The sequence below is a fragment of the Oceanitalea stevensii genome (genome assembly GCF_014837105.1).
GTDB classification, from domain to species: domain Bacteria; phylum Actinomycetota; class Actinomycetes; order Actinomycetales; family Actinomycetaceae; genus Oceanitalea; species Oceanitalea stevensii.
The window spans coordinates 21602-47801 of the sequence record NZ_JACSPO010000010.1; the positions used below are offsets into that span (position 1 = coordinate 21602).

The 26200-nt window shown below is 73.0% G+C and carries 21 protein-coding genes; 10 read left to right on the plus strand and 11 right to left on the minus strand.

The window, feature by feature from the left end:
- The 4 genes from H9624_RS13620 to H9624_RS13635 all read right to left on the minus strand — a co-directional run bounded on the left by H9624_RS13620 (position 1) and on the right by H9624_RS13635 (position 4961).
- Entirely contained in the window at positions 1–921 is a 921-nt protein-coding gene (locus tag H9624_RS13620; RefSeq protein ID WP_251840442.1) for a carbohydrate ABC transporter permease, read from the minus strand.
- A complete protein-coding gene (locus tag H9624_RS13625) occupies positions 921–2210 on the minus strand; it encodes an ABC transporter substrate-binding protein (RefSeq protein ID WP_251840443.1) in 1290 nt (429 codons plus the stop codon). The genes H9624_RS13620 and H9624_RS13625 overlap by 1 nt, the downstream gene beginning before the upstream one ends.
- 67 nt (positions 2211–2277) lie before the next feature.
- Positions 2278–3894 carry an FAD-dependent oxidoreductase gene (locus tag H9624_RS13630; protein ID WP_251840521.1) on the minus strand — a complete coding sequence of 539 codons (1617 nt, stop codon included), beginning with the start codon at positions 3892–3894 and terminating at the stop codon, positions 2278–2280.
- A gap of 29 nt (positions 3895–3923) precedes the next feature.
- Positions 3924–4961 carry a LacI family DNA-binding transcriptional regulator gene (locus tag H9624_RS13635; RefSeq protein ID WP_251840444.1) on the minus strand — a complete coding sequence of 346 codons (1038 nt, stop codon included), beginning with the start codon at positions 4959–4961 and terminating at the stop codon, positions 3924–3926.
- Positions 4962–5188: 227 nt separating this feature from the next.
- On the opposite strand from H9624_RS13635, the gene H9624_RS13640 reads away from it, so the two are divergent.
- Positions 5189–7516: a beta-xylosidase family glycoside hydrolase gene (locus tag H9624_RS13640; protein ID WP_251840445.1), complete on the plus strand. Its 2328-nt coding sequence runs from the start codon at positions 5189–5191 to the stop codon at positions 7514–7516.
- A gap of 125 nt (positions 7517–7641) precedes the next feature.
- Here H9624_RS13640 and H9624_RS13645 read toward each other — a convergent pair whose 3' ends face one another.
- The gene (locus tag H9624_RS13645; protein WP_251840446.1) at positions 7642–8904 is read right to left on the minus strand and encodes an AGE family epimerase/isomerase; all 1263 of its coding nucleotides are present in this window, start codon (positions 8902–8904) and stop codon (positions 7642–7644) included.
- A 175-nt stretch (positions 8905–9079) separates the two neighbouring features.
- On the opposite strand from H9624_RS13645, the gene H9624_RS13650 reads away from it, so the two are divergent.
- From H9624_RS13650 to H9624_RS13660, 3 genes are all read left to right on the plus strand, one after another.
- On the plus strand, positions 9080–12094 hold the full coding sequence (locus H9624_RS13650) for an amidase (RefSeq protein WP_251840447.1): 3015 nt from the start codon (positions 9080–9082) through the stop codon (positions 12092–12094).
- A 142-nt stretch (positions 12095–12236) separates the two neighbouring features.
- Positions 12237–12932, plus strand: coding sequence for an Atu4866 domain-containing protein (locus tag H9624_RS13655; RefSeq protein WP_251840448.1), 696 nt, complete (start codon positions 12237–12239; stop codon positions 12930–12932).
- A 2-nt stretch (positions 12933–12934) separates the two neighbouring features.
- A complete protein-coding gene (locus H9624_RS13660; RefSeq protein WP_251840449.1) occupies positions 12935–13777 on the plus strand; it encodes a helix-turn-helix domain-containing protein in 843 nt (280 codons plus the stop codon).
- 83 nt (positions 13778–13860) lie between these two features.
- Here the strand turns inward: H9624_RS13660 and H9624_RS13665 are convergent, their stop codons facing one another.
- The 5 genes from H9624_RS13665 to H9624_RS13685 form a co-directional block, all read right to left on the minus strand.
- Positions 13861–14994, minus strand: a complete 1134-nt coding sequence (locus H9624_RS13665) for a DUF916 domain-containing protein (RefSeq protein WP_251840450.1) — start codon at positions 14992–14994, stop codon at positions 13861–13863.
- A gap of 75 nt (positions 14995–15069) precedes the next feature.
- Positions 15070–16968, minus strand: a complete 1899-nt coding sequence (locus H9624_RS13670; protein ID WP_251840451.1) for an alkaline phosphatase — start codon at positions 16966–16968, stop codon at positions 15070–15072.
- Between the two features lie 358 nt (positions 16969–17326).
- Positions 17327–18853 carry a glutamate--tRNA ligase gene (gltX, locus tag H9624_RS13675; RefSeq protein ID WP_251840452.1) on the minus strand — a complete coding sequence of 509 codons (1527 nt, stop codon included), beginning with the start codon at positions 18851–18853 and terminating at the stop codon, positions 17327–17329.
- Between the two features lie 12 nt (positions 18854–18865).
- The gene (locus H9624_RS13680) at positions 18866–19438 is read right to left on the minus strand and encodes a DinB family protein (protein ID WP_251840453.1); all 573 of its coding nucleotides are present in this window, start codon (positions 19436–19438) and stop codon (positions 18866–18868) included.
- On the minus strand, positions 19435–19812 hold the full coding sequence (locus H9624_RS13685) for a VOC family protein (RefSeq protein WP_251840454.1): 378 nt from the start codon (positions 19810–19812) through the stop codon (positions 19435–19437). Before H9624_RS13685 ends, H9624_RS13680 begins: the two co-directional genes overlap by 4 nt.
- A 108-nt stretch (positions 19813–19920) precedes the next feature.
- Here H9624_RS13685 and H9624_RS13690 point away from each other — a divergent pair, with 108 nt between their 5' ends.
- The 4 genes from H9624_RS13690 to H9624_RS16660 all read left to right on the plus strand — a co-directional run bounded on the left by H9624_RS13690 (position 19921) and on the right by H9624_RS16660 (position 23947).
- Positions 19921–21291: a TrkH family potassium uptake protein gene (locus H9624_RS13690; RefSeq protein WP_251840455.1), complete on the plus strand. Its 1371-nt coding sequence runs from the start codon at positions 19921–19923 to the stop codon at positions 21289–21291.
- Positions 21284–21982: a potassium channel family protein gene (locus tag H9624_RS13695; protein ID WP_251840456.1), complete on the plus strand. Its 699-nt coding sequence runs from the start codon at positions 21284–21286 to the stop codon at positions 21980–21982. The genes H9624_RS13690 and H9624_RS13695 overlap by 8 nt, the downstream gene beginning before the upstream one ends.
- A 232-nt stretch (positions 21983–22214) precedes the next feature.
- Complete coding sequence (locus H9624_RS13700; RefSeq protein ID WP_251840457.1) at positions 22215–23015, plus strand: carbon-nitrogen hydrolase family protein; 801 nt, start codon at positions 22215–22217, stop codon at positions 23013–23015.
- A gap of 104 nt (positions 23016–23119) precedes the next feature.
- Positions 23120–23947 carry an early set domain-containing protein gene (locus H9624_RS16660; RefSeq protein WP_286011241.1) on the plus strand — a complete coding sequence of 276 codons (828 nt, stop codon included), beginning with the start codon at positions 23120–23122 and terminating at the stop codon, positions 23945–23947.
- 150 nt (positions 23948–24097) lie between these two features.
- Here the strand turns inward: H9624_RS16660 and H9624_RS13710 are convergent, their stop codons facing one another.
- Positions 24098–24517 (minus strand): MarR family winged helix-turn-helix transcriptional regulator, encoded by a 420-nt coding sequence (locus H9624_RS13710; RefSeq protein ID WP_251840458.1) that lies wholly within the window; start codon positions 24515–24517, stop codon positions 24098–24100.
- Between the two features lie 72 nt (positions 24518–24589).
- Here H9624_RS13710 and H9624_RS13715 point away from each other — a divergent pair, with 72 nt between their 5' ends.
- Positions 24590–25681, plus strand: a complete 1092-nt coding sequence (locus tag H9624_RS13715; protein ID WP_251840459.1) for a methyltransferase — start codon at positions 24590–24592, stop codon at positions 25679–25681.
- Positions 25678–26076 (plus strand): DUF1304 family protein, encoded by a 399-nt coding sequence (locus tag H9624_RS13720; RefSeq protein ID WP_251840460.1) that lies wholly within the window; start codon positions 25678–25680, stop codon positions 26074–26076. The genes H9624_RS13715 and H9624_RS13720 overlap by 4 nt, the downstream gene beginning before the upstream one ends.
- Positions 26077–26200: the final 124 nt, after the last annotated feature.

The window sequence follows — 26200 nt, forward strand, 5'->3', positions numbered from 1 at the left end:
TCAGACTTCATGGAACACCCACCGCTTTCTCGTCTGCCACTGCACGAGCGTGAGGGCGAGGACGATGACGAACAGGAGGACGGCGACGGCGCTCGCGTAGCCGAACTGGTTGAACTCGAAGGCCTGGCGGTAGAGGTAGTAGACGAGCACCGTCGTCGTGTTCCCCGGCCCACCCTTGGTGAGGACGTCGATGAGCGCGAAGGTCTCCAGCGAGCCGACGATCGTGAGGATCGAGACGAGCAGCAGCGTCGGGGAGATCATCGGCAGGACGATCGAGCGGAAGCGCCGCCACGGGCCCGCGCCGTCGAGCGTCGCGGCCTCCTGGATCTCCTCCGGCACGCCCTGGAGGGCGGCGAGGAACAGGATCATGTTGAGGCCGACGTTCTTGAAGACCTGGACGACGACGACGGCGACCATCGCCGTCACGCTGCCCCGCAGCCAGTTCGGACCGTCGATCCCCAGGCCGTCGAGGAAGGAGTTGATCCCGCCGTCGGCCTGGAGGAGGAAGCCCCACACGATCGTCCACGCGACGAGCGAGACGACGACCGGGGAGAAGAACGCGACCCGGAAGAAGGTCGTCCCCGGCAGCTTCTGGTTGAGGAGCACCGCGAGCCCCAGCGCCAGGCTGATGTTGAGGACGACGACGCCGACGGAGAACCACAGGCTCGCGACGAGCGAGTCGTGCAGGGCGGAGTCCTGCAGCATCCGCTCGTAGTTGGCGGCACCGGCAAAGGTGAAGGTGTTCGCCAGGACGTTCCACTCGTGCAGCGAGTACCAGATCACGGCGATGAGCGGCCCGACGACGAACAGGAGACTGCCCGCGATGACGGGGGCGGTGAAGGCGTAGCCCCAGGCGGCGTCACGCCGCCGCCAGGCGGACCGGCGCTGCCGGCCCGCCTGGGTGCTGGTGAGTGCGGCCATCAGTTCTCGAGGAGCGGTTCGATGGCCGAGCAGACGTTGCCGAGCACGGCCTCGACGTCGGCCCCCGGGTTCCACATCTCGTCGAGGGCGCCGCGGACGGCGGTGTCGAGCTGGGCGAAGTTCCGGTGGGCCGGCTTCACCTGGGCGTCGACGATGCTGCTGATGACGGCGGTCTCGAGCTGCTCGGGCGACAGGAGCGGGTTGGCGTCGCCGAGGACCTCGGTGGTGAGGAGGGACTCGCGCGGCGGCGGGAAGTAGGCGGCGAGCTTCTCGGCGCTCTCCGGGCTGGTGAAGTAGGCGAGGAAGTCCGCGGCGATCTCGGGGTTGTCCGCGTTGGCGAGGACGCCGATCCCGGCCTGGCCGATGACGTTCTGCTGACCGGCGGGGCCGGCGGGCAGCGGGACGACGTCCCACTCGAAGGAGCCGTCGAGGGAGGCGGCCCGGGAGATCTGGGTGATCGTCATCGTCACGTCACCGGCGAAGAAGTCGCTGCTCGTGCCGGGGCCGGGCATGGCGCCCTGCGCGAAGGCGGCGTCGTGGAACCACGTCATCGCCTCGACCATCTCGGGGTCGGTGAAGGTGCACTGGGTGCCGTCCTCGGACCACGGCGCGGCGTCCCAGCCGCCCCAGACCGTCGCGAGGTTGCCCCAGCCGGCGTAGTCGAAGTCGCGCACGACCATCCCGGCGCCGCCGAGCTCCTCGGCGCTCGCCGCGGAGATGTCGCGGGCGGCGTCGTAGCTCCACTCCCCCGCGGCGAGCAGGTCGGCCGGGTCGTCCTGGCCGGACTCCGCGATGCGGTCGGTGTTGACGAACATGACGAACGGGGAGTTGGAGAAGGGGTAGGCGTAGAGGCCCTCGCCGTCGGACCACAGGCCGGTCGCGGACTCGAGGAGGTCGTCGTACGCGTAGCCCTCCGTGCCCTCGAGGGTGGGCCGGATGTCGGTGAGCGCGCCGCTCTCGACGAACTCGGGCGCCGAGCTCTCGAAGATCCAGGCGAGGTCGGGGGCGTTGCCGCCGGCCAGCTGGGTGGTGAGCGTCGTCGTGTAGTCCTCGAAGGGCAGCGCCTCGAAGGTCACGCTCGCGACGGTGTCGGGGTTCGCCTCGACGTAGTCGGCGGCGATCTCGTCGAAGAGCGCCAGCTGGCTCTCGTCGGCGGTCCACACGGTCATGCGCAGGTCGACGGGCGAGTCCGGGGTGGCGGCCTCGCCGTCGTCGGCGCTGCCGCAGGCAGCGAGGGAGCCGACGACGAGGACGGCGAGAGCAGGGACCAGAGTTCGACGGTGAACCATCTTCTCTCCTTCTTTCGGGGTGGTGCCGAGCGCCGAGCGGCGCGTGGACAGGTGGAGGGGGGCCGGGTCAGTAGCCATAGACGCCGTCCGGCCAGTGGAGCTCGACGCCGTCGGCGAGGAGGCGCGAGCGCAGCTGGTCCACGAGGGCGGGGTCGCCGTGGACCTGGTGCGGGGTGGTGCGGTCGGTGATCGACGTCGCCGCGAGCACGCCCGCGACCTCGCCGATGTTCCACTCGACCGGGTGCAGCCGGTAGCAGCCGTTGGTGATGTGGGTGGTGCCGATGTTCTTCGCCGCCGCGAGCAGGTTGGTCATCCGCTGCGGGACGAGCGCGCCGAGGGGGATCTCGAAGGGCGCGGAGCCGACGTCGATGTAGTTGTCGCCGCCGGTGGAGGGGTGCAGGTCGATGCGGTACATGCCCACGCCGACGCTGTCGGCGTAGCGGCGCGAGCCGGCGTCGCCGCGGACGGCGAGGGAGACGTCCTGCTCGCGGATCGTCTCGAGCGCACGGATGCGGCGCCCCTCGCGGTGGTAGGGCGCCATCGCCAGGCCGTCCTCGGTGCCCATGACGTCCGGGCGCAGGCGCAGGCCGGGCCAGCCGGCCCCGCCGTCGGGGCGCGGGGCCTCGGTCTGCATCCAGTAGACCATCGAGAGGCTGAGCTGGCGGGCGTCCTCGAGGCGGGCGGCGGCGACGTCCTCGGGAACGTCGATGACCGGTCCCTCGAAGTAGTCGATGCTCGGCCAGTTCACGAGCGTGATGTCGCTGGGGTAGGTGCCCGGCTCGAAGAGGTCCTTCGCCGCGATGCGGCGGAAGGTCCACAGGTTGCCGTCGCCGGGGTTGAGGCTCTGGTCGGCGAAGACGGACAGCGGCTCGTCGCCCGGGTTGGGCTCGAAGTGCCGCTCGGTGATCTCCAGCGTCCGCGGGTGCGGCGCCGTCCAGCTGAGGAGGTTCCCGCCCCAGAAGTCGGGACGGACCGAGCGCCAGTGGTCGTACTGGGCGGGGCGCTCGATCGTGTGGTCCTCCCCCGCGATGTGGTCGACGGCGAAGCAGACCGAGACGGCCTGGATGTTCTCCGGCTGCGCCTCGACCGGGGCGCTGGGCTCCCCGGTCTCGGCGGAGGACTCGAAGCCGGTGACGTACTCGGTGCCGGACAGCGGCAGGAGGTCACCGGTCTCGGTCGCGTCCAGGACGTAGTCGGCACCGACGGTCGTGCGCTCACCCGTGCGGAGGTCCTCGAGGGTGACGGAGCGGATCGTGTCCCCGTCGGTCTCGCAGGCGACGGGACGGCGGTGCATGAGAACGCGCAGCCGGCCGCTGGAGACGTAGGGGGCGAGCATCTCGTCGATGACGGCGACGGCGACGCGGGGCTCGTGGCACAGCTTGCTCACCCAGCCGGCGCCCGGGTTGAGGTCGCTCTTGCGGCGCGCGGCCTCCTTGAGCGGGTAGCTGCGGCGGTAGTAGTCACGGATGCCGTCGCGGAAGCGGCGGTAGGACGCGGTGCAGCCGAAGTCCTCGATCCACGGGTGCTCGTCCGGCGGGACGGCCTGCGAGGTCGACTGGCCACCGAGCCAGCCGAACTCCTCGGTGAGGACGACGGTTGCGCCGTGGCGCAGCGCGCCGAGCGCGCCCGCCACCCCGCCGAGTCCTCCGCCGACGACGAGGACCTGGGTGCGTAGTTCCACCAGTTGTGCCTTTCTTCTGGCCGGGTGACCGGCTACTGACGCGGGGCGACGGTCGCCCCGGGGACGAGGGTGCAGGGGATGCTCACCTGGAGGTCGCCGCCCGCGGCCGCGTCGGCCGTGAGCTGGCGCAGGACGATGCGCAGGGCGTGGGCGCCCATCTCCCAGCGCGGGATGAGGAAGCCGCTCCAGTCGACGTCCTCGCCGTTGGGTCGCTCCGGGTCCCCCAGCCGGGCGATCGACAGGTCGCGGGGGACGTCCAGGCCGCGGGCCATGGCGGCGCGGCGCAGCGGGGCGGCGAGGTCGGAGGTGACGAGCGCGGCGGTGACGCCCGCGCCCTGGAGGGTGTCGAGGAAGGCACCGGACTCGAGGTCCGGGGCGTCGAAGGTGACCGGCTGGAGCCCGGTGGCGGTCATCGCCTCGCGGTAGCCGCGGGAGCGGTCCTCGATCGACTCGTGGCCGGTGAACTCGTTGACGAGGACGATGCGCTCGTGGCCGAGGTCCACGAGGCGCTCGACGACGGCGCGGGTGGCCTCGCCGTAGGCGGCGGCCGCGTAGGGCGCCTGGCCCTCGGGAGCCTCGCGGCGACCGACGAACGCAAAGGGGAAGTCCTGGCGCAAGAGCTCGGCGAGGTCCTCGGGGTAGCTGCGGCGCCCGAGGAGGACGCAGCCGTCGGCCACCCGCAGCCGGCCGACGCGGCCGGTGGAGAGGAGGCTCTTGCCGGAGCGGCCGGACATCGAGGTGAACATGAGGAGGTCGACGCCGGAGCGCTCGGCCTCGTCCTCGATCCCCTCGAGGAAGGGGTAGTAGAAGTCGCCGCCCGAGTGCGGGAAGACGGGCTCGTAGGTGTAGACGCCGATGATCGAGCTGCGGCCGCCCGCGAGCAGCTGCGCGCTGGGGTTGGCGGAGTAGCCGGTGACGGCGATCGCCTCGAGGACGCGCTCGCGCACCTCGGCGCTGACCCGGCGCTGGGCCGCGCCGGTGCCGTTGAGCACCATCGACACGGTCGTCTGACTGACGCCCGCGAGGCGTGCGACGTCTGCCTGCGTCGCGCGCCGTCCCTTGACCACCATCGTTGTCCCCTTCGACCGAGTGGGCCTAGAGAAGCGGGTTTTGCGTAAAACTACAACCACCGGCATTTACGTCAAGTCATGCGCATAACTGGGCGGCACATGGTGCGGCAAGGCCTAACTGGGCGCCCAACCCTTGTCGTTTTGCGTATGACGCTGTTCGATGCCGAGCACACGCCCCCACCGACGACGGTGCCGGGCACTGCTTCAGCGACGAAGGAGGAGAACGGATGAGAGCACGAGCACCACGGCTCGCCACGGCCGCCGCCCTGGCGTTCACCGTGCTGGCGGGGGCGATGGCCCCCGCGACGGCGGCGGGACCACGGGAGGACGCCGCCGCCACCACGCAGGCGGCCACCGCCGTCGTGCAGGACGGACCGAGCCAGGAGGACCTGCCGGTCTTCGAGTACCAGGGCGTCATCACCGACAAGGAGACGATGTCCTACAACCCGACCAACGAGTACATCTTCCCCGCCGTCTTCCACGCGGGCGCCCACCTCGAGGACCCGCTGGCCGAGTGGTACCTCTACCTCGGCCCGCACGACGCCCCGGGCGGCATCGTCCTCATGTACTCCGACTCCCTCGCGGGACCGTGGACGGAGTACGAGGGCAGCCCCGTCATCGCCAACGAGTGGGGCGAGCACTACTCCGTCTCGCACGTCGCGACCCCCGAGCCCTTCTGGCACCCGGAGGAGGACGAGCTCTACCTGTACTTCCACGGTGAGAACACGACGACGAGGTACGCGACGTCGTCGGACGGGATCCACTTCGAGTACGGCGGCGAGGCCGTGACGACGGCGCAGGGCGGGCCGGGGATCACCGAGACCTCCTACGCACGCGTCTTCGAGCACCCCGACGCCGACTCCCCGTACGCCTACGCGATGTTCTACATGGACAACACCCCGCAGAACATCCGCCGCATCCGCGTCGCGGAGTCCCACGACGGGCGCGAGTGGGACGTGCGGCCCGACCCGCTCGTCGTCCCCGGCGCCGCCGAGGGGCAGAACGTCTCGAGCGCCAACCTGTGGGAGTGGGAGGGGCAGCTGTACGTCATCTACCACGCGTCGTCGGGCAAGATCCACGCGCGCACGGTGAACGACGCCCTCACCGAGACCGGCCCGACCTGGACCCTCCACGAGGCCAGCGGCGTGGGCGACGACACCGGACGCGTCGCCGCGCCGGACATCGTCACCGACGAGACCGGCACCTACCTCTTCTACGAGTCCGGTGACCGCCTGGGCGCGACGATCAAGTACGCCAAGCTGAACCCCGACGCGGTGCGCGAGCCGGCTCCGGGCACCGACCCGGACCCGCTGCGCCAGCAGTGCAGCGGCGCGGCCTCCGACGAGTTCGACGGCGCCGCCCTGGACGCCGACCTGTGGTCCGCGGGGGTCCGCACCGACGCGAGCGCGCACGAGCTGCGCGACGGCTCGCTCGTCCTGCCCACCTACCGGGCGGGCGTGGGCGGCGCGCCGCTGCTCCTCCAGGACCTGCCCGACGGCGCGTGGGAGGTGACCACCGAGCTGAGTATCAGCCCCGACCAGAGCTTCCAGCAGGCCGGCCTGCTCCTCTACGCCGACGACGCGAACTACGCCAAGCTCGACCTCGTCCACGGCTCCCAGGGGCTGCGCCTGGAGTACATCCTGCGGCGGGGCGGCAGCGACCGGAACACCGGCTTCGACTCCGTGGTCCCCGGTGCCGGGCTGGGCGAGACCTTCTGGCTGCGGCTGACGAGCGACGGCGACACCGCGGTGGCGTCGGTGTCCTTCGACGGCGAGACCTTCGAGCCGTGGGGCCGGCCGGTGGACCTCGGGGCGCTGTCCCCCACCGCCGTCGGGCCCTTCGCCATGCGCGGCGCGACGGACGCGGCCGAGATCGAGGCCTCCTTCGCCTGGTTGCGCTGGACGCCGACGGCGGCCGAGCAGGAGGCCTGCGAGGGCGGTCTCGTCATCCCCGAGATCCCCGACGACGACGAGACGTCCGCGCCGGGCAAGGCCTCGCTGCGCACGACGAGCGGCTGGGCCACCGGTCTGCACGACGGCAGCTTCGAGGTCCTCGTCGACCTGTGGTGGGGCACCAACGGCAGCGTCCTCGCGCTGTACGAGAACGGTGAGCTCATCGCCGTCGAGAACCTCGAGCTCGCCACCCCGCGGGCGCAGTCGCTGCGGGTCCCGGTGAGCGGCCGGCCGAACGGGACGTACACGTACACCGCGACGCTCATCAACTCCCAGGGTGGGACGCAGACGCAGCCGGTGACCGTCGTCGTCGACGACGCCGAGCCCGGGCGTGCGCAGCTGAGCCACGACAACTGGGACGGCGACGGCGCCTTCACTGTGACCGCGAACCTGTGGTGGGGCACGAACGCGACGTCCTACCGGATCCTCGAGGACGGCGTCGTCGTCGCCGAGGGCCCGCTCGTCGCGGCCACGCCCGGCGCCCAGCGCGCCACGGCCACCGTGAGCGGCCGTGCGCCCGGGACGTACACCTACGTCGCCGAGCTCACCAACGCCGCCGGCACGACGGCGAGCGCCCCGGTGAAGGTGACCGTCCGCCGGTAGGAGCGGGCGGGCGGCGGCGCCGCCCCCTCCCCGTCCGCGCTGCTGATCCTGCTCCGGGAGGCTGATATCTCAGCCTCCCGGAGCAGTTTCAGCAGCGGGGTGCCTTCAGGCGGGAGGCCGGGCGCTCAGGCCGGGTGGAGGGCGCCGGCGCGGAGGGCCGAGGCGAAGGACGGGGTGAGGGGGACGTCGGCCATGAGGGCCGCCTGGTAGGCGTGGTAGACGTCCGGCTTGCCCTCCCACGTGCCCGACGCCGGCCGGTTCGCGGGGTCGAGCTCGTGGTGCCAGGAGCCGCCCTCACGGTCGACGAGGTAGGTGTCGGCGTAGCCCCACCAGCGCTCGAGGTCGGCACCGTGTGCGGGGTCGCCCGTCACCCGCTCGAGCACGGTGGACGTGGCGATGGCCTCGGTGACGACCCAGTGCATCCGCGCCCGGACGACGGGCTCCCCGGACCAGTCGGTCGTGTAGACGAAGCCCTCCGCGCCGTCGGCGTCCCAGCCGTCCTCGACGGCCTGGGCGGCAAGCGCCACGGCGGCCTCGCGCAGGCCGGCGGGGGCGTCCGCGCCGAGCGTCGCGTCGACCGCGAGGAGGAGACGCGCCCACTCCAGGCCGTGGCCGACGGTGGCGCCGTAGGGCTTGAAGGGGTCGGCCGGGCGGTCGCGGTTGTGCTCGAGCAGCGGGGTCCAGTCGGTGGCGAAGTGCTCGGGGATGCGCCAGTCGTTGTCCCGCGCCCAGGTGGCGACGTGCGCGGAGATGCGCCCGGCGCGACGGTGCCAGCGCGGGTCCCCGGTGACGTCGCCGGCGGCGAGGTAGGCCTCGACGCTGTGCATGTTGGCGTTGATGCCCCGGTAGGGGTCGAGCGCGGTCCACGCGCGGTCCCACTCGTCGACGACGAGCCCGGCCTCCTCGTCCCAGAAGTGCTCCTCCTGCGCCGCGAGGGCGAGGTCGAGCAGCTCCTGCGCCCCCTCGGCCCCCGCGGCGACCGCGGAGCTCGCCGCGAGGACGACGAAGGCGTGGCCGTATGCCTGCTTCGTCGCGTTCGACGGGCCGTCGGCGGTGACGGCGGCGAACCAGCCGCCGTGCTCGTCGTCGTGGAGCGGGCCGCGCAGGGAGCGCACGCCGTGGGCCGCGAGCGCCGCCAGCTCCTCGCGGGACGGACCGCCGGGCGCCGGCTCCTCACCGGCGAGGACGCCGAGGCTGAACACGTGCGTCATGCGGCACGTGATCCACAGCTCGACGGTCGTCGGGTCCACCGCGCCCCGCTCGTCGAGGTAGCCGAAGCCGAGCTCGCAACGGGCGCCCGCGGCGAAGCGCAGGAGCTCGGCCCGCTGGGCGCGGCGGTAGTCGTCGCTGCCGGGGTGGGCGTCGGCGGTGGGGGTGGGGTGCGTCATCTCGGTTCCTTCCGAATCGCGGCCGTCCATACCGTAGTGCCCCGGCCGGCCCGTCCCGCGCACCCCTGCCGCGCCCTGTTACGCCAGCGAAACGTCCGCGACGCGGCGCGGCAACGCGTGTCCGCTGGGATGGCGACGCCGGCCCACCGGGGGCCGGCCTAGCGGAAGGACCTTCATGCCGACCTCGACACGCCACGCCGCCGCGGGACTGGCCGCCGCACTGGCCCTGCTCGCCGTCACCGCGCCCGCGGCCACCGCCGTCACGGACGTCACCACCTCGGGCGGCGCCACCTTCACCATCCACGACGCCTACCGTCCCGGCCTGGACACCGGCTCGATCCGGTCCCTGCCCGGCTCGCGGCTCGAGGGCTTCGGCAACGTGTTCCTCAGCGTCGACGGCGGCGAGGGCCGGATGAACGGCCAGATGCTCCGCGGCTTCGGGATCACGGCCGACGACGGCGGTTTCGAGTCCGCCCGCTCCGTCCTGCTCGACGGCGTGCAGGTCGCCCGGACGCTCGACGTCGCGGGCGAGAGCCTCCGCTTCCTCGACACCTTCACGAACACGACGGGTGCGCCGCTCACCGTCGACGTCTCCTTCGGCGGGTCCCTCGGCTCCGGCACCGGCAGGAACGCCGGGACGATCGCGGGCACGTCCGACGGCGACACCGCCCTCGAGGTCGAGGACGTGTGGCTGACGTCCGCGCCGGCAGGTGACGGCGTCCGCCCGGTGGGCATCGTCGTCGGGCACGGGGTGGACGCCCTCGGTGACCAGCAGGCCGGCCCGTTCACCGCGCCCTACGAGCCGACCGGCTCCCGCGCCAACCACCCCGGGTTCGTCCACTCGCTGACGATCGCGCCCGGGGAGAGCCAGTCCCTCCTCAGCTACGTCGTCGCCGGTTCTGACGAGGCCGGCGCGCTCGACGCGCTCACCGCGACCACCCGCACGCTCGCGGAGGAGCCGGACGTGGACGGGCTCGACCAGCCGGCGCTGTGCAGCGTCGTCAACTTCGACCTGTCCGACGACGCCGCGTGCGCCGCCGCCGGACTGCTCGCCCAGCCCACCGCCGAGCTCACCACCCTCGCGTCCGAGGCCGCGTCGACGACGGCGGGCTACGACGCCACCGGGGCGACCATCGCCCAGCTGCAGGCCGACCTGCGCGCGGGCCGGACGACGAGCGTCGAGCTCACCCGCGCCTACCTCGACCGCATCGAGGCGTACGACGACGGCGCACTCGGCTTCCGCAGCTTCATCACCGTGGCGGACGACGCGCTCGAGCAGGCCGCCGTCGCTGACGCGGCGCGCGCGGCGGGCGCGGACAGCGACCTCCTCGGCATCCCGGTGGCCCTCAAGGACCTCTACGACACGGCCGACATGCCGACGACGGGCGGCACCCTGGCCCTCGAGGGCTACCGTCCCGCCGCGGACGCCTGGCAGGTCGCGCGGCTGCGCGAGGCCGGCGCGGTCATGATCGGCAAGACGAACCTCTCCGAGTTCGCGAACTCCGGGTCGATGTCGGAGTCCGGCTTCATGCAGACGTGGAACGCGCTGTACCCCTCGAAGACGTCGCACGGCTCCTCCGGGGGCTCGGGGACCGCCGTCGCCGCGGACCTCGCCGCCGCGGCGATGGGCTCCCAGACGGGCGTGTCCCTGTACGCGCCGTCGACCTCGGCCGGGCTCGCGACCTTCCGCGGCACCGACGGGCTGTCCTCCACCTCGGGCGTCATGCCACTCACCTGGGCCCAGGACTACGCCGGTCCGATGGCGAAGACCGTCACCGACCTCGCGTTCCTGCTCGACGCCACCTCGACGCGGAGCACCGGCAACAACCCTGACGACCTGCTCACCGCGCGGGTGGACAACACGCTGCGACCGGAGTCCTTCACCGCGGGACTGGACGACGGCGCCCTCGACGGAGCGGTCCTCGGTGTCATCCCCGGATCCTTCGTCTCCACCGCCATCTCCGGCGACCCGACCGGACCGGCGGCCCGCGAGTCGCTCGAGCTCCTGGCCGCGCAGGCCGGCGCGACCGTCGTCGAGATCCCGGAGCCCCCGAGCTTCGAGCGCGCCCCGGGAGGCAACCGCGGCGCCGAGGGCTGGGAGCGGTACATCGCCGAGCAGACCGCGTTCCCCTACGCGGACGGTGACGAGCTGCTCTCCTCCCCGCTCGTCCTGCCGTACAACCAGCGCGAGCGGGACACCGAGCCGATGACGGACGAGGAGGTCGAGGCCTACCTCGACTGGCGGGACCGCTACAAGGAGCACATCGCCGAGTGGATGGACGAGGCGGGCGTCGACGCCGTCGTGTACCCCGGCTTCCTCTCGGCCATCGGGAACAACGATGTCGCCTCCGCCGTCCACACCTCCGACCGCGCCACCGGCGTGCTCACCTCGAGCGTGGGTCTGCCGACGGTCGTCGTGCCGGTGGGTGCCAGCCCGCTGGGCGAGTCGATGAGCCTGCAGGTGCTCGGGCGGGCCTGGTCGGACGCCGAGGTGCTCGCCATGGGCTTCGCGCTCGAGCAGCAGGTGAGCGACCGCGTCACCACCGACTTCGCGCCGGCGCTGCCCGTGAGCGCCGGCGAGGTCCCGACCGAGGTCGAGGTGACCGTGCCCGACAGTCTGGAGACCGGGACACCGGCGACCGCGGTCGTCGACGTCGTCGCCGCCGGCGGTGTGCAGCCGGGCGGCGTGGTCGTCCTCGAGGTCGCCGGGCGCACCTTCACCGGGACGGCCGGCGCGGCCGGCACCACCTTCGCGCTCCCGGACCTCCCCGTGGGCGAGTACGACATCACCGCCTCCTACACCGGTGACCCGGCCACGGCGCCGTCGTCGGGGAGCGCGGTGCTCGCCGTCGTCGAGCCCGTCGAGGAGCCGACCGACGAGCCGACCGAGGAGCCCACCGAGGACCCGTCCGAGGAGCCCACCGAGGAGCCGACCGACGAGCCCACCGAGGAGCCGAGCGAGAACCCGTCCGAGGAGCCGGGCGCGGGCGCACCGACCGACGAGCCGGGCACCGACACCCCCGACGACGGAGAGCTTCCGGCGACCGGCGGAGACGGAGCAGCGCCTCCCGCACCGGGTGGTGGCCTGGCCATCACCGGTGCCGCCGTCACCGTCGCCGCCCTCGCCACGGTCGTCCTCCTCGCCGCGGGAGGCACGATCCTCCTCGCCCGCCGCCGGGCCTCCGCCTAGCCCGACAGCCGCTCCGCCGACAGCCGGACTCCTCACCCGAGGAGTTCGGCTGTCGGCGCGAGGCGGACCCGCAGCCGGGGTGTGCCACTCACTGGTGCACCCCGGCCTTCTCCCGCAGCTGCGCCCGCGCGAGGCTGGAGCCATGCCCACACCACCCTCCCCGTCCTTCGTCCTCACCGGTGCCCACGTCATGCCGGTCCCGGGGGCCACGACTCCCGCGGACCTCACCGTCGTCGGGGACCGCGTCGCCGCTGGCTCACCGTCCCCCACCACCGAGCGCGTCCGCGCCGACGGCGCGTACGCGGTCCCGCTGCTCGTCGAGTCCGCCGTCGCTCAGCTGCCTCCCGCCGAGCGGGACAGGTTCGACCTCGTCCCCGGCAACGCGGCCACCTTCGCCGTCGTCCGCCGGCCGGTCGACGAGTCGCAGGTGCGCCGCATGCTCGTCGTCGACCCGCGCGACCTCCTCGCCGTGTACGTCGCCGGCCACCTCGAGGCCTGGGACGGCGAGCCGACGCGACCCGCGGGCGAGGACCTCACCGACCCCACCGTCCGTGCCACGTGGGCCGGCACCTGGCACGACACCGGTCGCGCCCTCCAGCAGCACCTGCGGCCCGACGGGCGCTACTCCGAGACCAGGAGCGGCCGCGCCGACGCGTTCACCGGCCGCTACTGGGTCCACGAGGACCGCATCACCTACCTCGACGACTCCGGCTTCTGGGCCTTCGGCCAGCTCGTGGACGGCGTCCTCCACCACGCCGGCTTCGTCATGACCCGACGGCGGAGCCTGCCAGGGAGCGCCAGGTCCTGGTTGGGCGCGGGCGCGGCCCGTACCGTCTGAGGGTGACCACCTCCGAGCTCGGCTCCTTCCTCAAGGCGCGGCGCGGCCACGTGCGGCCCGCGGACGTCGGCGTCACCGCGCACACCCCGCGCCGGGTGCCCGGGCTGCGCCGGGAGGAGGTCGCCGTGCTCGCGGGCGTGAGCGTGGACTACTACGCGCGCCTGGAGCAGGGCCGCGAGCGCAACCCCTCGCCGTCGGTGCTGGGCGCGATCGCCAGCGCCCTGTGCCTCGACCTCGACCAGCGCGAGCACCTCTTCCGCCTCGCCGGTCTCGCGCCCACGGCGCTGGCGCCCGCCACCGAGCCGCCCCCGCAGGCTTTGCGTGAGCTGCTCGAGGCGTGGCCGCACACACCCGCCGTCGTCATCGACCGCCGGCTCGACGTCCTCGCGCACAACGCCCTGGCGGCCGCCCTGTACGCCGACTTCGCCCGCCTCGACAACCTCGCCCGCATGACGTTCCTCGACCCGGTCGGGGCGCGGTTCTACGTCCGCTGGGACCGGGCGGCGGAGTCGTGCGTCGCCAACCTGCGTCTCGCGCTGGGGCACGTGGACGCGGCCGACGGCGTGCGCGCGCTCGTCGCCGAGCTCGCCTCGGCCAGCGCTGCCTTCCGTCACCTGTGGGCGCGGCACGACGTGCGCGGCAAGACGCACGAGTCCAAGGAGCTCCACCACGGCGAGGTCGGCGAGCTCTCCCTCGACTACCACGCCTTCGACGTCAGGGGACTGCCCGGGCACCAGCTCGTCGTCTACGGTGCGGCGCCCGGCTCGCCCAGCGCCGAGAAGCTCCAGCTGCTGGCCTCCCTCCACGCGGCGCCCGCCACCGCGGCCGCCCCGCCCGAGGTGTAGGCACTTCCCCGACCCGACGCCCAGGACGGCGCCCCCTCCCGGCACGGACGACGGCGGGAGGTGCACTGTCGGCGGCCGTGGCGTTACTGCGTGGTCGCCGTCGCCAGCTCGCGGGCCTCCGCACGGGCGGCGGCGACCGCCGCCTCCAGCCGTGCCGCGGCACGACGACGGCGGGCCACCGCGAGCACCACGAGCCCGGCCACCAGCGCGAGGAGCGCGAGCTGCGCCCACGGCACCGCCCACACCGAGACCGTCCCGACGGCGGCCGGCAGCTCACCGGGCACCTCGTCGCTCCCCACGACCACCGGCGTCAGGCCGACCTCGACGCCGAGCCGGAAGGTCGGCCACGCCTCGACCGACGCCGTCTGCGTCGCGGACTGGCCCGGCAGCACCTCACGCGGCCCGTCGACGACCACGTCGCCGCCCCCGGTCCCGAGCAGCCCCGTCACGCTCGCGACCTGCGCCGCCCCGAGCCGCACGTTGCCCTCGTTCTCCACGGTCCACGACAGGTCCACCGTCCCGGGCGCGAAGGGGTTCCACGACGGCCGGTACTCGGCCTGCAGGTCCGCGACGCCGAGCGCGGGCAGGAGGTCCCCGGCCACCCGCAGGTGCAGCCGCGCACCGGCGCGTGAGTCGAGGGAGACCGAGCTGCCCTCCACGTCGGTCCCCACGGACCGCAGCGAGGCGACGATCCCCGCGGGCTGGTCCCCCGGCGTCGCGTCGTCGGGCACGGTGACCGTGAAGGGCACGACGGCGCTGCCCATGGGCTCGAGGTCGACCTCCTCCTCGATCTCCACCCACGAGCCGGCCGCCTCGGGCGCGACGTCGCTGGGCAGCACGTCGAAGTTCCCACCCGCCGTCACGGTCCCGTCCGAGGCGAGGAGCGCGAGCGTGATCGGCTCCTCGGAGTAGTTCGCCACCTCGACGTGGTCGGTGTGGCTCGCCCCCGGCTCCAGCTCGAGCCGGAAGGACACCCGCCCGTCGGCGCCGTCGGCCCCCGCCGGCGCGATCCCGAAGGTGACCTGGTCGGCGGGGCGCGACGGCGCGTCACCGGTCGCGTCCTGCGGCTCCCCCTCCGTCGGCGGTGCCCCGCCATCGGGCACGGACTTCTCCCCGAAGTGCGGGTCGGCGACGTCCGCGTGCACCGCGGCGGGGACGACGACGGCGAGGGGCAGGGCGAGCAGCAGGCTCGCCACCGTGGTGCGCAGGTGACGCATGGGTGGGTCCTTCACGGGGTCGAGCCGTGCCCGCCGGCGGGTCGCACCGGCGGGCATGGCAAGGGGGTGGTGTGGTCAGTCGACCGGGAAGAGGGTCACGGTCAGCGACCCGGTGTAGGCGCCGTCGCGCGTGTCGACGGGCACCTCAAGCTCGAGGTCGGCGTCGAGCACGGCGGTGCCGATACGGCCCTCGGCGTCCGCGTACGCGAGGGTCTGCGCGGCGGCGAGGCCCTCGCCGCCGGACATCACCGAGCGCACGCGCTCGCCGGGGGTGACGCCGTCCTGCTCCTCGACGAGGCCCGGGGTCCAGCCGAGGTGGCCGGCGCGGATGACGCGCTCGTCCGCGGAGACGAGCGAGGAGGCCTGGCCGGAGACGGCCCAGCCGGCGGCCTCGGCGCGCGAGTCGGTCACCGAGACGGTGGGCAGCTCGCCGTCGAGACGAAGGCGGTCACCGGCGTGGCGCAGGTCGCCGAGCGCGACCTTGCCGTCGGCCACGGAGAGCACGAGCGTGCCGGGCAGGCCGGGGCCCTCGCCGTCACCGAGCTCGGGGATCACGGCCTCGACCTCGATGCCGTCCTCGGAGGGCTGGGTGGCCCACAGCTCGTCGAGGAGGACGTTGGCGAGGTCGGTGTTGTCGAGGTACTCGCCACGGACCGGGTCGGTGCCCGTCGCGCGGGCGAGGAGCGTGTCGACGCCGACGCCCTTGGCGAAGACGGGGACGAGCTGGTTGGTGTGGCTGCCGGAGTACCAGTCCAGCGTGGGCAGCTGCTCGGCGTCACCGTGCATGGGGGTCCAGCCCGGGTCGGAGCCGGCGCCGGCGAGGTAGCCGGTCTCGTGGTCCGCCGTGACGATGATGAGGGTGTTGTCCCAGGTCGCGTCGGTGTCCTCGGACTCGACCCACTCGACGGCTGCCTCGACGGAGGCGTTGAAGTCCTGGGTCTCCTCGATGTTGCGGACCGTGTCGTTGGCGTGGCCGGTCCAGTCGATGGCGCCGCCCTCGACCATGAGGAAGAGGCCGTCCTCGTCCTGCTCGAGGACGTTGAGCGCACCGGCGGTCATCGTCTCCAGGGAGGGGACGTTGTCGTTGAGGGGCGTCTGGTACGGCGCGGTCTCCTCGCCGTCGGACGCGCGGCCCTGCTGGAGGGTGGAGGCGACCTGCGCGAGACCGAAGACGCGCTCGGGCACGTCCTCGCCGGCGGCGAGCGCCTCGAAGTCGGCTTTCTCCTCGACGTAGCTGAAGCCGGTCTGCCCGTCCTGGAGGCGGGCGAAGTCCCCCTCGCTGATGTAGTCGTACGACGGCGTCTCGCGCGCCTCGCCGGAGTCGGTGAAGCCGGGGTGGCCGGCGCCCATGACGACGTCGAGGTCGGTGCCGAGCATCTCCGTCGCCATGCCGACGTAGTCGTTGCGGTCGCCGTTGTGGGCGACGTACCCGGCGGGGGTGGCGTGGTTGAAGGGCACGGAGGTGACGACGCCGGCGGCGCGGCCGGTGGCCTTGGCGCGCTCGGTGAGGTTCTCGACGCGGTTGCCCTCGTGGTCCAGGCCGATGACGCCGTTGTTCGTCTTGGCGCCCGTCCCCATCGCGGTGCCGGCCGCGCCGGAGTCGGTGCTGTTGCCGGCGATGTAGGCGAAGTCGGTCCAGGCCCGCTCGGGGTCGTAGGAGTTGCCGTGCTGGAAGGTCGTCATGTTCGTCAGCGCCCAGTCCTCGTAGACCTGGACGGCGTTGCCCGGCAGCGTCTTCACGCCCCCCTGGGCGTCGGAGAAGACCTGGTAGCGGCTCTGGCCGGTCTCGTAGAGGTTGGTGCTGGCGATGTGGTTGTAGCCCATGCCGTCACCGATGAAGACGATGACGTTCTCGGGGATGGCCGGCGTGTCCTCGGGGGCGGCGCTCGCTGCGCCGGCCGTGCCGACGAGGGCAGCGACGACTCCGGTGGCGATCAGACCGCGGCGGGTCAGGCCGCAAGGTCGGTGATCCATGGGGATGCTCACTCTCGACTCGATTCGTACCCGCGGTGTGCGGGCGCCTCGGACGGTAGGGAGCAGTGGTGAATGGCCGGACGGACCTCAGCGAACGCTCGGTGAACGCGGGGCGGCCGGGAGTCGAGACGATGCGGGGTCTGCTACCGACGCAGGAGCAGCTCTGCCCCTTCGACGGAGCCGCCCGGCGCGGTCGGCGGTGCCGGGAACGGGGCCGGAAGGTGACGTAGGACGGGACCGTGAGACTGATCCACCTGGTGAATCAGTCTCACGGTCCCGGACACGTCCTCCCCCGGGCCGGCTCCCCTGCCCCGACGGCGACAGGTGCACCGTCGGCGGGGCGGGCCGAGCTGGAGAGCTACAGGCTCGCGCGGAGGGCGCGCAGGCGCGTGAGGGAGGCGTCCTTGCCGAGGATCTCCATCGACTCGAACAGCGGCGGGGAGACGCGGCGGCCGGTGATCGCCACGCGCAGCGGCGCGTAGGCGAAGCGCGGCTTGATGCCCATCTCCTCGACGAGCACCGCCTTGAGCGCCTCCTGCTGGGCCTCCGGGGAGAAGTCCGCCAGCCCCTCGAGGACGGCGATCGAGCGGTCGAGCACGTCGGCGGCCTCGGGACGCAGTGCCCCCCGCGCGTCCTCCTCCACCACGACGGCGTCGTCGGCCACGAAGAGGAAGCCGAGCATCCCCGGCGCCTCGCCGAGCAGGGTCATGCGCTCCTGCACGAGCGGCGCGGCGGCGGTGAGCAGCGCCTGCTGCTCCGCCGGCAGCTCCTCGAAGGTGCCGGCCCCCACCACGCCGGCGTCGCGCAGGTACGGCACGAGACGCCCACGGAAGTCCTCCGGCGCCAGCAGGCGCAGGTGGGTGGCGTTGATGGCCTCGGCCTTCTTGAGGTCGAAGCGCGCCGGGTTGGGGTTGACGTCGGCGACGTCGAAGGCGGCAACCATCTCCTCGCGGGTGAAGATGTCGTTGTCCGGGGAGATCGCCCAGCCGAGCAGCGCGAGGTAGTTGAGCAGACCCTCGGGGGTGAAGCCGCGCTCGCGGTGGAGGAAGAGGTTGGACTCCGGGTCGCGCTTGGACAGCTTCTTGTTGCCCTCCCCCATGACGTAGGGCAGGTGCCCGAACTGCGGCATGACCGAGGCGACGCCGATGTCGAGCAGCGCGCGGTAGAGCACCACCTGGCGCGGGGTGGAGGACAGGAGGTCCTCACCGCGCAGCACGTGGGTGATGTTCATCAGGGCGTCGTCGACGGGGTTGACGAGCGTGTACAGCGGCTGGCCGTTGGCACGGACGATGACGAAGTCCGGTACCGAGCCGGCCTTGAAGCTGATCTCGCCGCGGACGAGGTCGGTGAAGGCGACGTCCTCCTCAGGCATGCGGATGCGCAGCACCGGCTCGCGGCCCTCGGCGCGGTAGGCGGCCTTCTGCTCCTCGGTGAGGTCGCGGTCGTGGCCGTCGTAGCCCAGCTTGGGGTCGCGCCCGGCGGCGCGGTGCCGGGCCTCGATCTCCTCGGGGGTGGAGAAGGACTCGTAGGCGTGCCCCGCCTCGAGCAGCTTCGCGGCGACGTCCGAGTACAGGTCCATGCGCTGGGACTGGCGGTAGGGCTCGTGCGGCCCGCCCACCTCGACGCCCTCGTCCCAGTCGAGCCCGAGCCAGCGCATCGCGTCGAGGAGCTGCTGGTAACTCTCCTCGGAGTCGCGGGCGGCGTCGGTGTCCTCGATCCGGAACACGAAGGTCCCGCCCACGTGGCGCGCGTAGGCCCAGTTGAACAGCGCCGTGCGGATGAGCCCGACGTGCGGGGTCCCCGTCGGCGAGGGGCAGAAACGGACGCGGACGGCGCCGGAGCGGGCGCCGTCGTCGGCAAGGGCGGGAGCGGGGTTCTCGGTCATGGTGCCCCCAGCCTATCGAGCGCCGTCGGCGACCTCCTTCAGCCGCTCGACGTACTCGGCCCACCACCGCTCTCCCCGGCCGGGCAGGTTGGTCGCGCCCGTGCGCAGGCCGGCGGCGCCGTCGATCTGCTCGCGCACGATATCGGCGTGGCCCGCGTGCCGGGAGGTCTCGGCGATGACGTGGACGAGGATGTGGTGGAGCGTGACGTCACCGGCCCGCCACCACGGCACGCGGCCGGGTGAGTCGAGGTCGAGCTCGGCGATGGTCGCGTCCGAGAGCGCCCACGCCCGGCGGTACAGGCCGACGACGTCCTCGACCGACTCCTCCGCCGTCGCCCACATGTCCGCGTTGTCCTCGGCGTCCTCGCTCATCCACGGCAGCGCGACGGGGCTCGGCCGGCCGAAGGTCTCCCCGAAGTAGCCGAGCTCGACGCCGGCGAGGTGCTTGACCAGGCCGAGCAGGTTGGTGCCGGTGGGCGTGTGCGGCCAGCGCAGCTCCCGCTCGGGCAGGCCCTCGAGCTTCCACAGCATCACGTCGCGGCTCCGCTGCAGGTACTCGTGGAGCATCTCCTTGGGGTCCCTCATGACGCCGCCCGGGAGAAGCACAGGCAGAAGGGGTGGCCGGCCGGGCTCGCGTACACCTGGAAGTCCTCGTCCTCGTCCGGGTACTGGGCCTCCTGGAGCAGCTCGGCCCCCACCGACATCACGTGCTCGTGGGCCGCGGCGACGTCCTCGACCCACAGGTCCACGTGCACCTGCTGGGGGTTGCCGTCGGGCCACTGCGGCGGGACGTGGTCGGGGGCGAGCTGGACCGAGACCGGGTTCGCGCCGTCGACCAGCACCTTGTGCCAGTCCTCGGCGGTGACGGTGACGGTGCCGCCCAGGACGCCCGCCCAGAAGCGGCTCTCGGCCTCGATGTCGGCGGCGTCGAAGACGGTGGTCAGACGCGTGATCCTCATGGTGGGTCCCTCCCTCGGGTGCGGGCCACGCTAGCGGGCACCGCGGCCGAGGGGAACGGCCCCTCGCGGGTGTGGGCGTGAGGGCCCCGGTGGGTCTACAGTCCTCGCGTGCCACACACGGGTCACACGCGACCTTCCCTCCGCCGGCGATCCCCGGCCCACCCCGCACAGGTCATCGTGGCGAGCTACGCCGCCGCGCTCGCCGCCGGCACCGGGCTCCTCATGCTCCCCGTCTCGGTGACCCCGGAGGCGGGCGGCAGCGCCGGCCTCGTCGACGCGCTCTTCACGGCGGGCTCGGCCGTCTCGGTGACCGGCCTGATCGTCGTCGACACCGCCACCTACTGGAGCGGCTTCGGGCACGTCGTCATCCTCGCGCTCATCGAGCTCGGGGGTCTGGGGCTCATGACCTTCGCGTCGCTGCTCGGCCTCCTGCTCGTCCACCGCCTGGGCCTGCGCTCGCGCATGGCCACGAGCGCCTCCCTCGGCACCCCGACCACCGGGGACCTGCGCGAGCTCGTCGTCGGGATCGCCAAGGTGGCCCTCACCGTCCAGGCCGCCACCGCCGTCGTCCTGGCGGCACGCTTCGCGCTCACCTACGACTACCCGCCCGGGCAGGCGCTGTGGCACGGCGTCTTCCACGCCGGCTCGGCCTTCAACAACGCCGGTTTCGCGCTGTACTCCGACAACGTCATGGGCTTCGTCGCAGACCCCTGGGTGTGCCTGCCCCTCGCCGTCGCCGTCATCCTCGGTGGCGTCGGCTTCCCGGTCTTCATCGAGCTGCGCCGCCACGTGCGCGTGCCGCGGCTGTGGAGCATGAACACCCGCATCGTGCTCGCGGGCACCGCCGTCCTGCTCGTCGGGGGCACCGTGACGATCACCGCCCTCGAGTGGGACAACCCGGGGACCCTCGGCCCGCTCGACGTGCCGGCGAAGCTGCTCGCGGGCTTCTTCGCCGCCACCGTCGCGCGCACCGCAGGCTTCAACTCGGTGGACACCGCGGAGATGAACACCCAGACGTGGTTCGCCCAGGACGTCCTCATGTTCATCGGCGCCGGCCCGGCGGGCACCGCCGGCGGCATCAAGATCACGACGGCGGCCGTCCTGCTCGCCATCGTCCTCACCGAGATCCGCGGCGAGGGCGCCGTCAACGTCTTCGGCAAACGGCTCTCCCGCTCCGTGCACCGCCAGGCCATCACGGTGCTCACGCTCTCCGTCGCCGTCGTCATGGGGAGCACGTGGGCGCTGCTCATCACCACCCAGTTCACCCTGGACCAGCTCGTCTTCGAGGTGATCTCGGCCTTCGCCACGGTGGGTCTGTCCACCGGGATCACCCACCTCCTGCCCGACGGCGGGCAGCTGCTGCTCGTCGTCGTCATGTTCGCGGGCCGGGTGGGTCCCGTCACGCTCGCGACGGCACTGGCGCTGCGTTCCCGCAAGCGCCTGTACGAACTCCCGAAGGAGAGACCCCTCATTGGCTGAGCACCTTCGCCCCCGCCGCCGCGGCATCACCTCCCTGGGGCGCGACGACTCCGTCGTCGTCATCGGCCTGGGCCGCTTCGGCCAGGCACTGGCCCTGGAGCTCGCCGCGTCCGGCGTCGACGTCCTCGGCATCGACACGGACGAGACGATCGTCCAGGACCTCAACGGCCGCCTCACCCAGGTGGTCCGCGCGGATGCCACCCGCGAGGAGGTGCTCCGCCAGCTCGGTGTCGCCGACCTCAGCCACGCCGTCGTCGCGATCGGCTCGAGCATGGAGGCCTCGATCCTCACGAGCTCGTGGCTGCTGCGCCTGGCCGTGCCGCACGTGTGGGCCAAGGCCATCACGGCGGCCCACGGGCAGATCCTCACCCAGCTGGGCGTCCACCACGTCGTCTACCCGGAGAGCGACATGGGCCGGCGGGTGGCGCACCTGCTGCGGGGCACCATCGCCGAGTACCTCGACCTCGGGGGCGGCTTCGCGATGGTGACCGCGGCGGCACCGGAGGCGATGACCGGCCGGCCCCTGGACAAGGTCGGCTTCCGCAAGAAGCACAACCTCAACGTCGTCGCGGTGCGCCAGCCCGACGGCAGCTGGGGGCACGCCACCGGTGAGACCGTGCTCGCCAAGGGCGACACGATCATCGTCGTCGGCCCGGCCGCCGTCGCCGAGCGCTTCATGGAGATGACCTGACGCGCCACCCCCCACGTCGTCACGAGACGACAAACGCGCCCCCGCGAGCGCCGTCGACCGCTAGTGTGGGCACACGCACAGACCTCGAGCCGGTTCGCACGTGCCGGTGGGGGGCCGACGACGGCGCTACTTCTCGGGCGGGGAGTGGCGCCGCCGTCGTGCGGACGCCGACGGCAGGGCCTCCCGGCGGGAGCGGTACCCTCGGCCGGAGGTCGTCGGAGGGAGAAGCACCATGGCGCTGACCGTGGCGGTGGCGCAGTTCGCGCCCGGGCAGGACAAGGCCGCGAACCTGCGGACCATCGAGGAGCACCTGCGCACGGCGGCCGGCCGCGGCGCGCGGCTCGCGGTGCTGCCCGAGTTCTCCGTCTTCACCGCGCCGGCCATGGATGAGCGCTTCGTCGCGAGTGCCGAGCCGCTGGACGGGCCGAGCGTCGGGCGGCTGCGGGAGCTGTCGGCCGAGCTGGGCCTCACCGTCGTCGCCGGCGTCAACGAGGCCGCCGACGGCGAGCGGATCCGCAACGCGCTCGTCGGCCTCCAGGACGGGGAGCTGCGCGCGGTCTACCGCAAGGTCCACCTCTACGACGCCTTCGGCTACCGGGAGTCCGACCGCGTCATGGCGGCCGACCCGCAGGAGGCCGCGCTGCTCGAGGTCGACGGCTTCACCGTGGGCCTGCAGACCTGCTACGACGTTCGCTTCCCCGAGGTCTCCCGCACGCTCGTCGACGCCGGCGCAGACGTCCTCGCCGTCCCCGCCGCCTGGGCGCCGGGGCCGCTCAAGGAGTACCACTGGGGCACGCTGCTGCGGGCGCGGGCGATCGAGAACACCGTCTACGTGCTTGGCGCGGACCAGACGGGGCCGACGAGCGTCGGCAGCAGCGTCGTCCTCGACCCCATGGGCGTCGCGCTGGCCGCGGCCGGAGAGGCGCCCGGCGTGGCCGTGGCCCAGCTGGACCGCGCCCGCCTGGAGCAGGTGCGCGGGACCAACCCGGCGCTGGTCCTGCGCCGCTACCGGGTGTCCCCCAAGGAGAGCTGAGCAGCCCCGGACGGTTGCGTCCGATTTGGCGCACATGCCTATACAATTTCGCGGGCGGCAACGGGTGCCGCCGGACGGAGGCAACGATGCGCTCGAACATCCGGATGGCAACTGTCGTCCTCAGCCTGGGCCTTGTCGTGGCCGCGTGCTCCGACGCGGAGGAGGCGCCGGCGGACGCCACGCCCAGCTCCACCGCTGAGTCACCGGCACCGACGACCGAGAGCACCGAGGCCGCGGACCACGGCGCCCACGGGGCGCACGGCGCCGAGGACCACGACGCCGCAGCCGCAGCGGCCACCGGCCCGGTCGCCGCCTCCGTGCTCGGCACCTCGACCGGCACCTACGGCCCCCTCGACGAGGGCCTGGGCAGCGGGACGAACACGCTGGTCGTCGAGGGCACCGTGACGCTCGTCAAGGACGAGTACGGCACCCAGATGTCCACCAACGTCACCGGCCTCACCTCCGGTGCGCCCCACCCCGCCCACCTGCACGACGGCTCGTGCACCGAGTTCGGCGGGCACTACATGCACGACCACGCCGGCCCGCCCGAGCCGCCGAACGAGATCTGGCTGTCCTCGTCCAACGACCCGGCCGGCCCGCTCGAGCCGAGCCAGACCGGCAGCGCGCTCGGCTCCGGCGGGGCCGACTGGGTCCCGCGCGAGACGCCGCTGTCGATGATGATCCACGACTCCGAGTTCCCCGGTCTGCCCATCGCCTGCGCGGACTTCGCCGCCTACGACGGTGCGGTCACCCTCGTGCTCGAGCCTGCCGAGGACGGCGTCGAGGCGATCGAGTACTCCCTCGACGGCGGCGAGTGGCTGGCCTACGAGGGCCCGGTCGAGATCGCCGACGCCGGCGAGCACACCGTGGCGTACGCGCCCGCGGGCGAGCACGACGACGCCCCGGAGATCTCCTTCACCCTCGCCGGCTGAGGCAGCGGCAGCAGCGGCAGCCGGCAGCCGGGCCAGCCTGCCGGCCCGGTCCGATCCCCGCTGCTGAGACCGAGCTGCGCGGCTGACATATCAGCAGCGCAGCTCGGTCTCAGCAGCGAGGTCCGGGGCTGCTGCTCCAGGACCACCAGGTCACCCGGAGGGGTCGGTGACCTCCCGCAGCCGGATCAGCGCCTCCCGCAGGCACTCGGCCAGCTGGGCGCCGAGGTGCTCCTCCCACTCGCGTTCCACCGCGGCCACCACCTGCAGCGCCTGCTCGGCGGCCACACGGCCCTGCGGTGTGAAGCGGATGAGGCGGGCCCGCCCGTCGGCCGGGTCCGGGACCCGCTCGACGAGCCCCTTCTCCTCGAGCGCGACGACCAGCAGGCTCGCCGTCTGCTTCGTCACCTGCGCCTGCCGCGCGAGGTCGGTGAGCCGCGACCCGCCGTCAGCGATCCGCTGCGCGAGCCGGGCCTGGGCCGGCGTCACGTCGAAGCCGGCCGCCCGCATCGCGCCGACCACCCGCTCGTCCATGGCCCGGTAGGAGACGAACATCATCGTCGCGAGATCCATCGGCACACCCCCTTGACAGCGGTCAGGTACGGAGGAAACTAGTCAGCAACACTGACCATCATAGGGGTCATCATGAGCAGGGTTCCTCCCACCCGGCTCGTCCGGGCCGCGACCACGGTCCGGACGACGGTCCAGAAGCTCGCCGCGCGCATGGTGCCGCCCGAGGTCGGCGTGCTCGAGCTGGCCTCCGGCTTCATGGCGACGCACGCGGTCTACGCCGCGACGCGCCTCCGCATCCCGGACACGCTCGTCGCCGGCCCGCTGTCCCCCGCCGACGTCGCCGCGCGGGTCGGCACGCACGAGGACGCGACGCACCGCCTGCTGCGGGCGTGCGCCATGTGGGGCGTCTTCAGCGAGGAGCCCGACGGCCGCTTCGCGCTGACACCGCTGGCGGACCGGCTGCGCACGGGAACGCGTGACTCCATGCGCGCCGTCGTCCTCATGCTCGGCGACCCGAGCTACCAACGGGTCTGGGCGGAGCTCGCCACGACCGTCCGGACGGGCGAACCGGGCGCCGAGCGGGCCCTCGGCCGGTCGATATGGGAGCACCTGGAGCACGACGCCGAGTTCGGCGACGTCTTCCACGCGGCCATGACCCGTCTCTCCGCCCTGGACTGGCCCGCGGTCTCCGCCGTGTACGACTTCACCCGCTTCTCCCGGGTCGTCGACCTCGGTGGCGGGCACGGGCAGCTCCTCGCCCTCGTGCTCGGGGCCGCCCCCGCCGCCGAGGGGGTGCTCGTCGAGCGCTCGTCCATGGCCGACGGCGCTGCCCGCCTGCTCGGGGAGGCCGGCCTCGGCGACCGCTACCGGTTCGAGGCCGGGTCGTTCTTCGACACGGTTCCTCCCGACGGCGACCTCTACCTCCTGCGCCGCGTGCTCCACGACTACGACGACGCCCAGGCCGCCGCGATCCTCACCACCCTGCGCGAGCACGTGCGCGAACGCGCGACCCTCCTCGTGCTCGACGGCGTCGTCCCACCGGGGAACACGCCGGACTTCTCCAAGGCGCTCGACCTCGACATGATGCTGTTCGTCGGTGGCCGCGAGCGCACCGAGCCCCAGTGGCGCGCCCTGCTGGCCGACACCGGGTTCCGGACCACGCGGATCGTCCCCACGGTCTCGCCCGTCTCCCTCATCGAAGCCGTCCCGGGCAGGAAGCCATGAGCACGTTCGCCCAGATCTGCGCCGCTCTGGCGGCGGTCATCGTCATCGCCGTCTCCCCCTTGGAGGCCTTCTACATCCACCGCCCCCGGGTCCAGCGCTTCCTCGGCATCGAGCCGGACGGCCTTTCGAACGTCCACCTGTGGTCCTTCTGCATCGGGGCACGCAACGCCCTGGTCGGCGTCGGCACGCTCGTGGGGCTGGGCATGGTGAACCTCGGCGACCCCGCCGCCGGCACCGTCCTCGTCGTCGCCTGCCTGGTGTACCTGCTGCTCTCCTCGCTGTCCATGGGCCTGGCCGACGCGCTCGGCTACTGGCGGCCGCGCGGGAAGAGCGTCAAGGGCACCGTCGCGTCGTCCGTGCTGCCGGCCGCCGCGCTCGTCGCCGTCGCGCTCTGAGACGGCGGCCGGCGCCCCCTCCCCTGTCCTCGCTGCAGAAACGGAACTGCGCTGCTGATATGTCAGCCGCGCAGTTCCGTTTCTGCAGCGTGGTCCGCGACGTCCAACGCCCGGAGCTCAGTTG

Excerpts from the sequence above, each read along its gene's own strand:
- H9624_RS13620 (WP_251840442.1), bottom strand. The coding sequence starts at position 921 with ATGGCCGCACTCACCAGCACCCAGGCGGGCCGGCAGCGCCGGTCCGCC.
- H9624_RS13625 (WP_251840443.1), bottom strand. The coding sequence starts at position 2,210 with ATGGTTCACCGTCGAACTCTGGTCCCTGCTCTCGCCGTCCTCGTCGTC.
- H9624_RS13635 (WP_251840444.1), bottom strand. The coding sequence starts at position 4,961 with ATGGTGGTCAAGGGACGGCGCGCGACGCAGGCAGACGTCGCACGCCTC.
- H9624_RS13640 (WP_251840445.1), top strand. The coding sequence starts at position 5,189 with ATGAGAGCACGAGCACCACGGCTCGCCACGGCCGCCGCCCTGGCGTTC.
- H9624_RS13645 (WP_251840446.1), bottom strand. The coding sequence starts at position 8,904 with ATGACGCACCCCACCCCCACCGCCGACGCCCACCCCGGCAGCGACGAC.
- H9624_RS13650 (WP_251840447.1), top strand. The coding sequence starts at position 9,080 with ATGCCGACCTCGACACGCCACGCCGCCGCGGGACTGGCCGCCGCACTG.
- H9624_RS13655 (WP_251840448.1), top strand. The coding sequence starts at position 12,237 with ATGCCCACACCACCCTCCCCGTCCTTCGTCCTCACCGGTGCCCACGTC.
- H9624_RS13665 (WP_251840450.1), bottom strand. The coding sequence starts at position 14,994 with ATGCGTCACCTGCGCACCACGGTGGCGAGCCTGCTGCTCGCCCTGCCC.
- H9624_RS13670 (WP_251840451.1), bottom strand. The coding sequence starts at position 16,968 with ATGGATCACCGACCTTGCGGCCTGACCCGCCGCGGTCTGATCGCCACC.
- gltX (WP_251840452.1), bottom strand. The coding sequence starts at position 18,853 with ATGACCGAGAACCCCGCTCCCGCCCTTGCCGACGACGGCGCCCGCTCC.
- H9624_RS13680 (WP_251840453.1), bottom strand. The coding sequence starts at position 19,438 with ATGAGGGACCCCAAGGAGATGCTCCACGAGTACCTGCAGCGGAGCCGC.
- H9624_RS13685 (WP_251840454.1), bottom strand. The coding sequence starts at position 19,812 with ATGAGGATCACGCGTCTGACCACCGTCTTCGACGCCGCCGACATCGAG.
- H9624_RS13700 (WP_251840457.1), top strand. The coding sequence starts at position 22,215 with ATGGCGCTGACCGTGGCGGTGGCGCAGTTCGCGCCCGGGCAGGACAAG.
- H9624_RS16660 (WP_286011241.1), top strand. The coding sequence starts at position 23,120 with ATGGCAACTGTCGTCCTCAGCCTGGGCCTTGTCGTGGCCGCGTGCTCC.
- H9624_RS13710 (WP_251840458.1), bottom strand. The coding sequence starts at position 24,517 with ATGGATCTCGCGACGATGATGTTCGTCTCCTACCGGGCCATGGACGAG.
- H9624_RS13715 (WP_251840459.1), top strand. The coding sequence starts at position 24,590 with ATGAGCAGGGTTCCTCCCACCCGGCTCGTCCGGGCCGCGACCACGGTC.
- H9624_RS13720 (WP_251840460.1), top strand. The coding sequence starts at position 25,678 with ATGAGCACGTTCGCCCAGATCTGCGCCGCTCTGGCGGCGGTCATCGTC.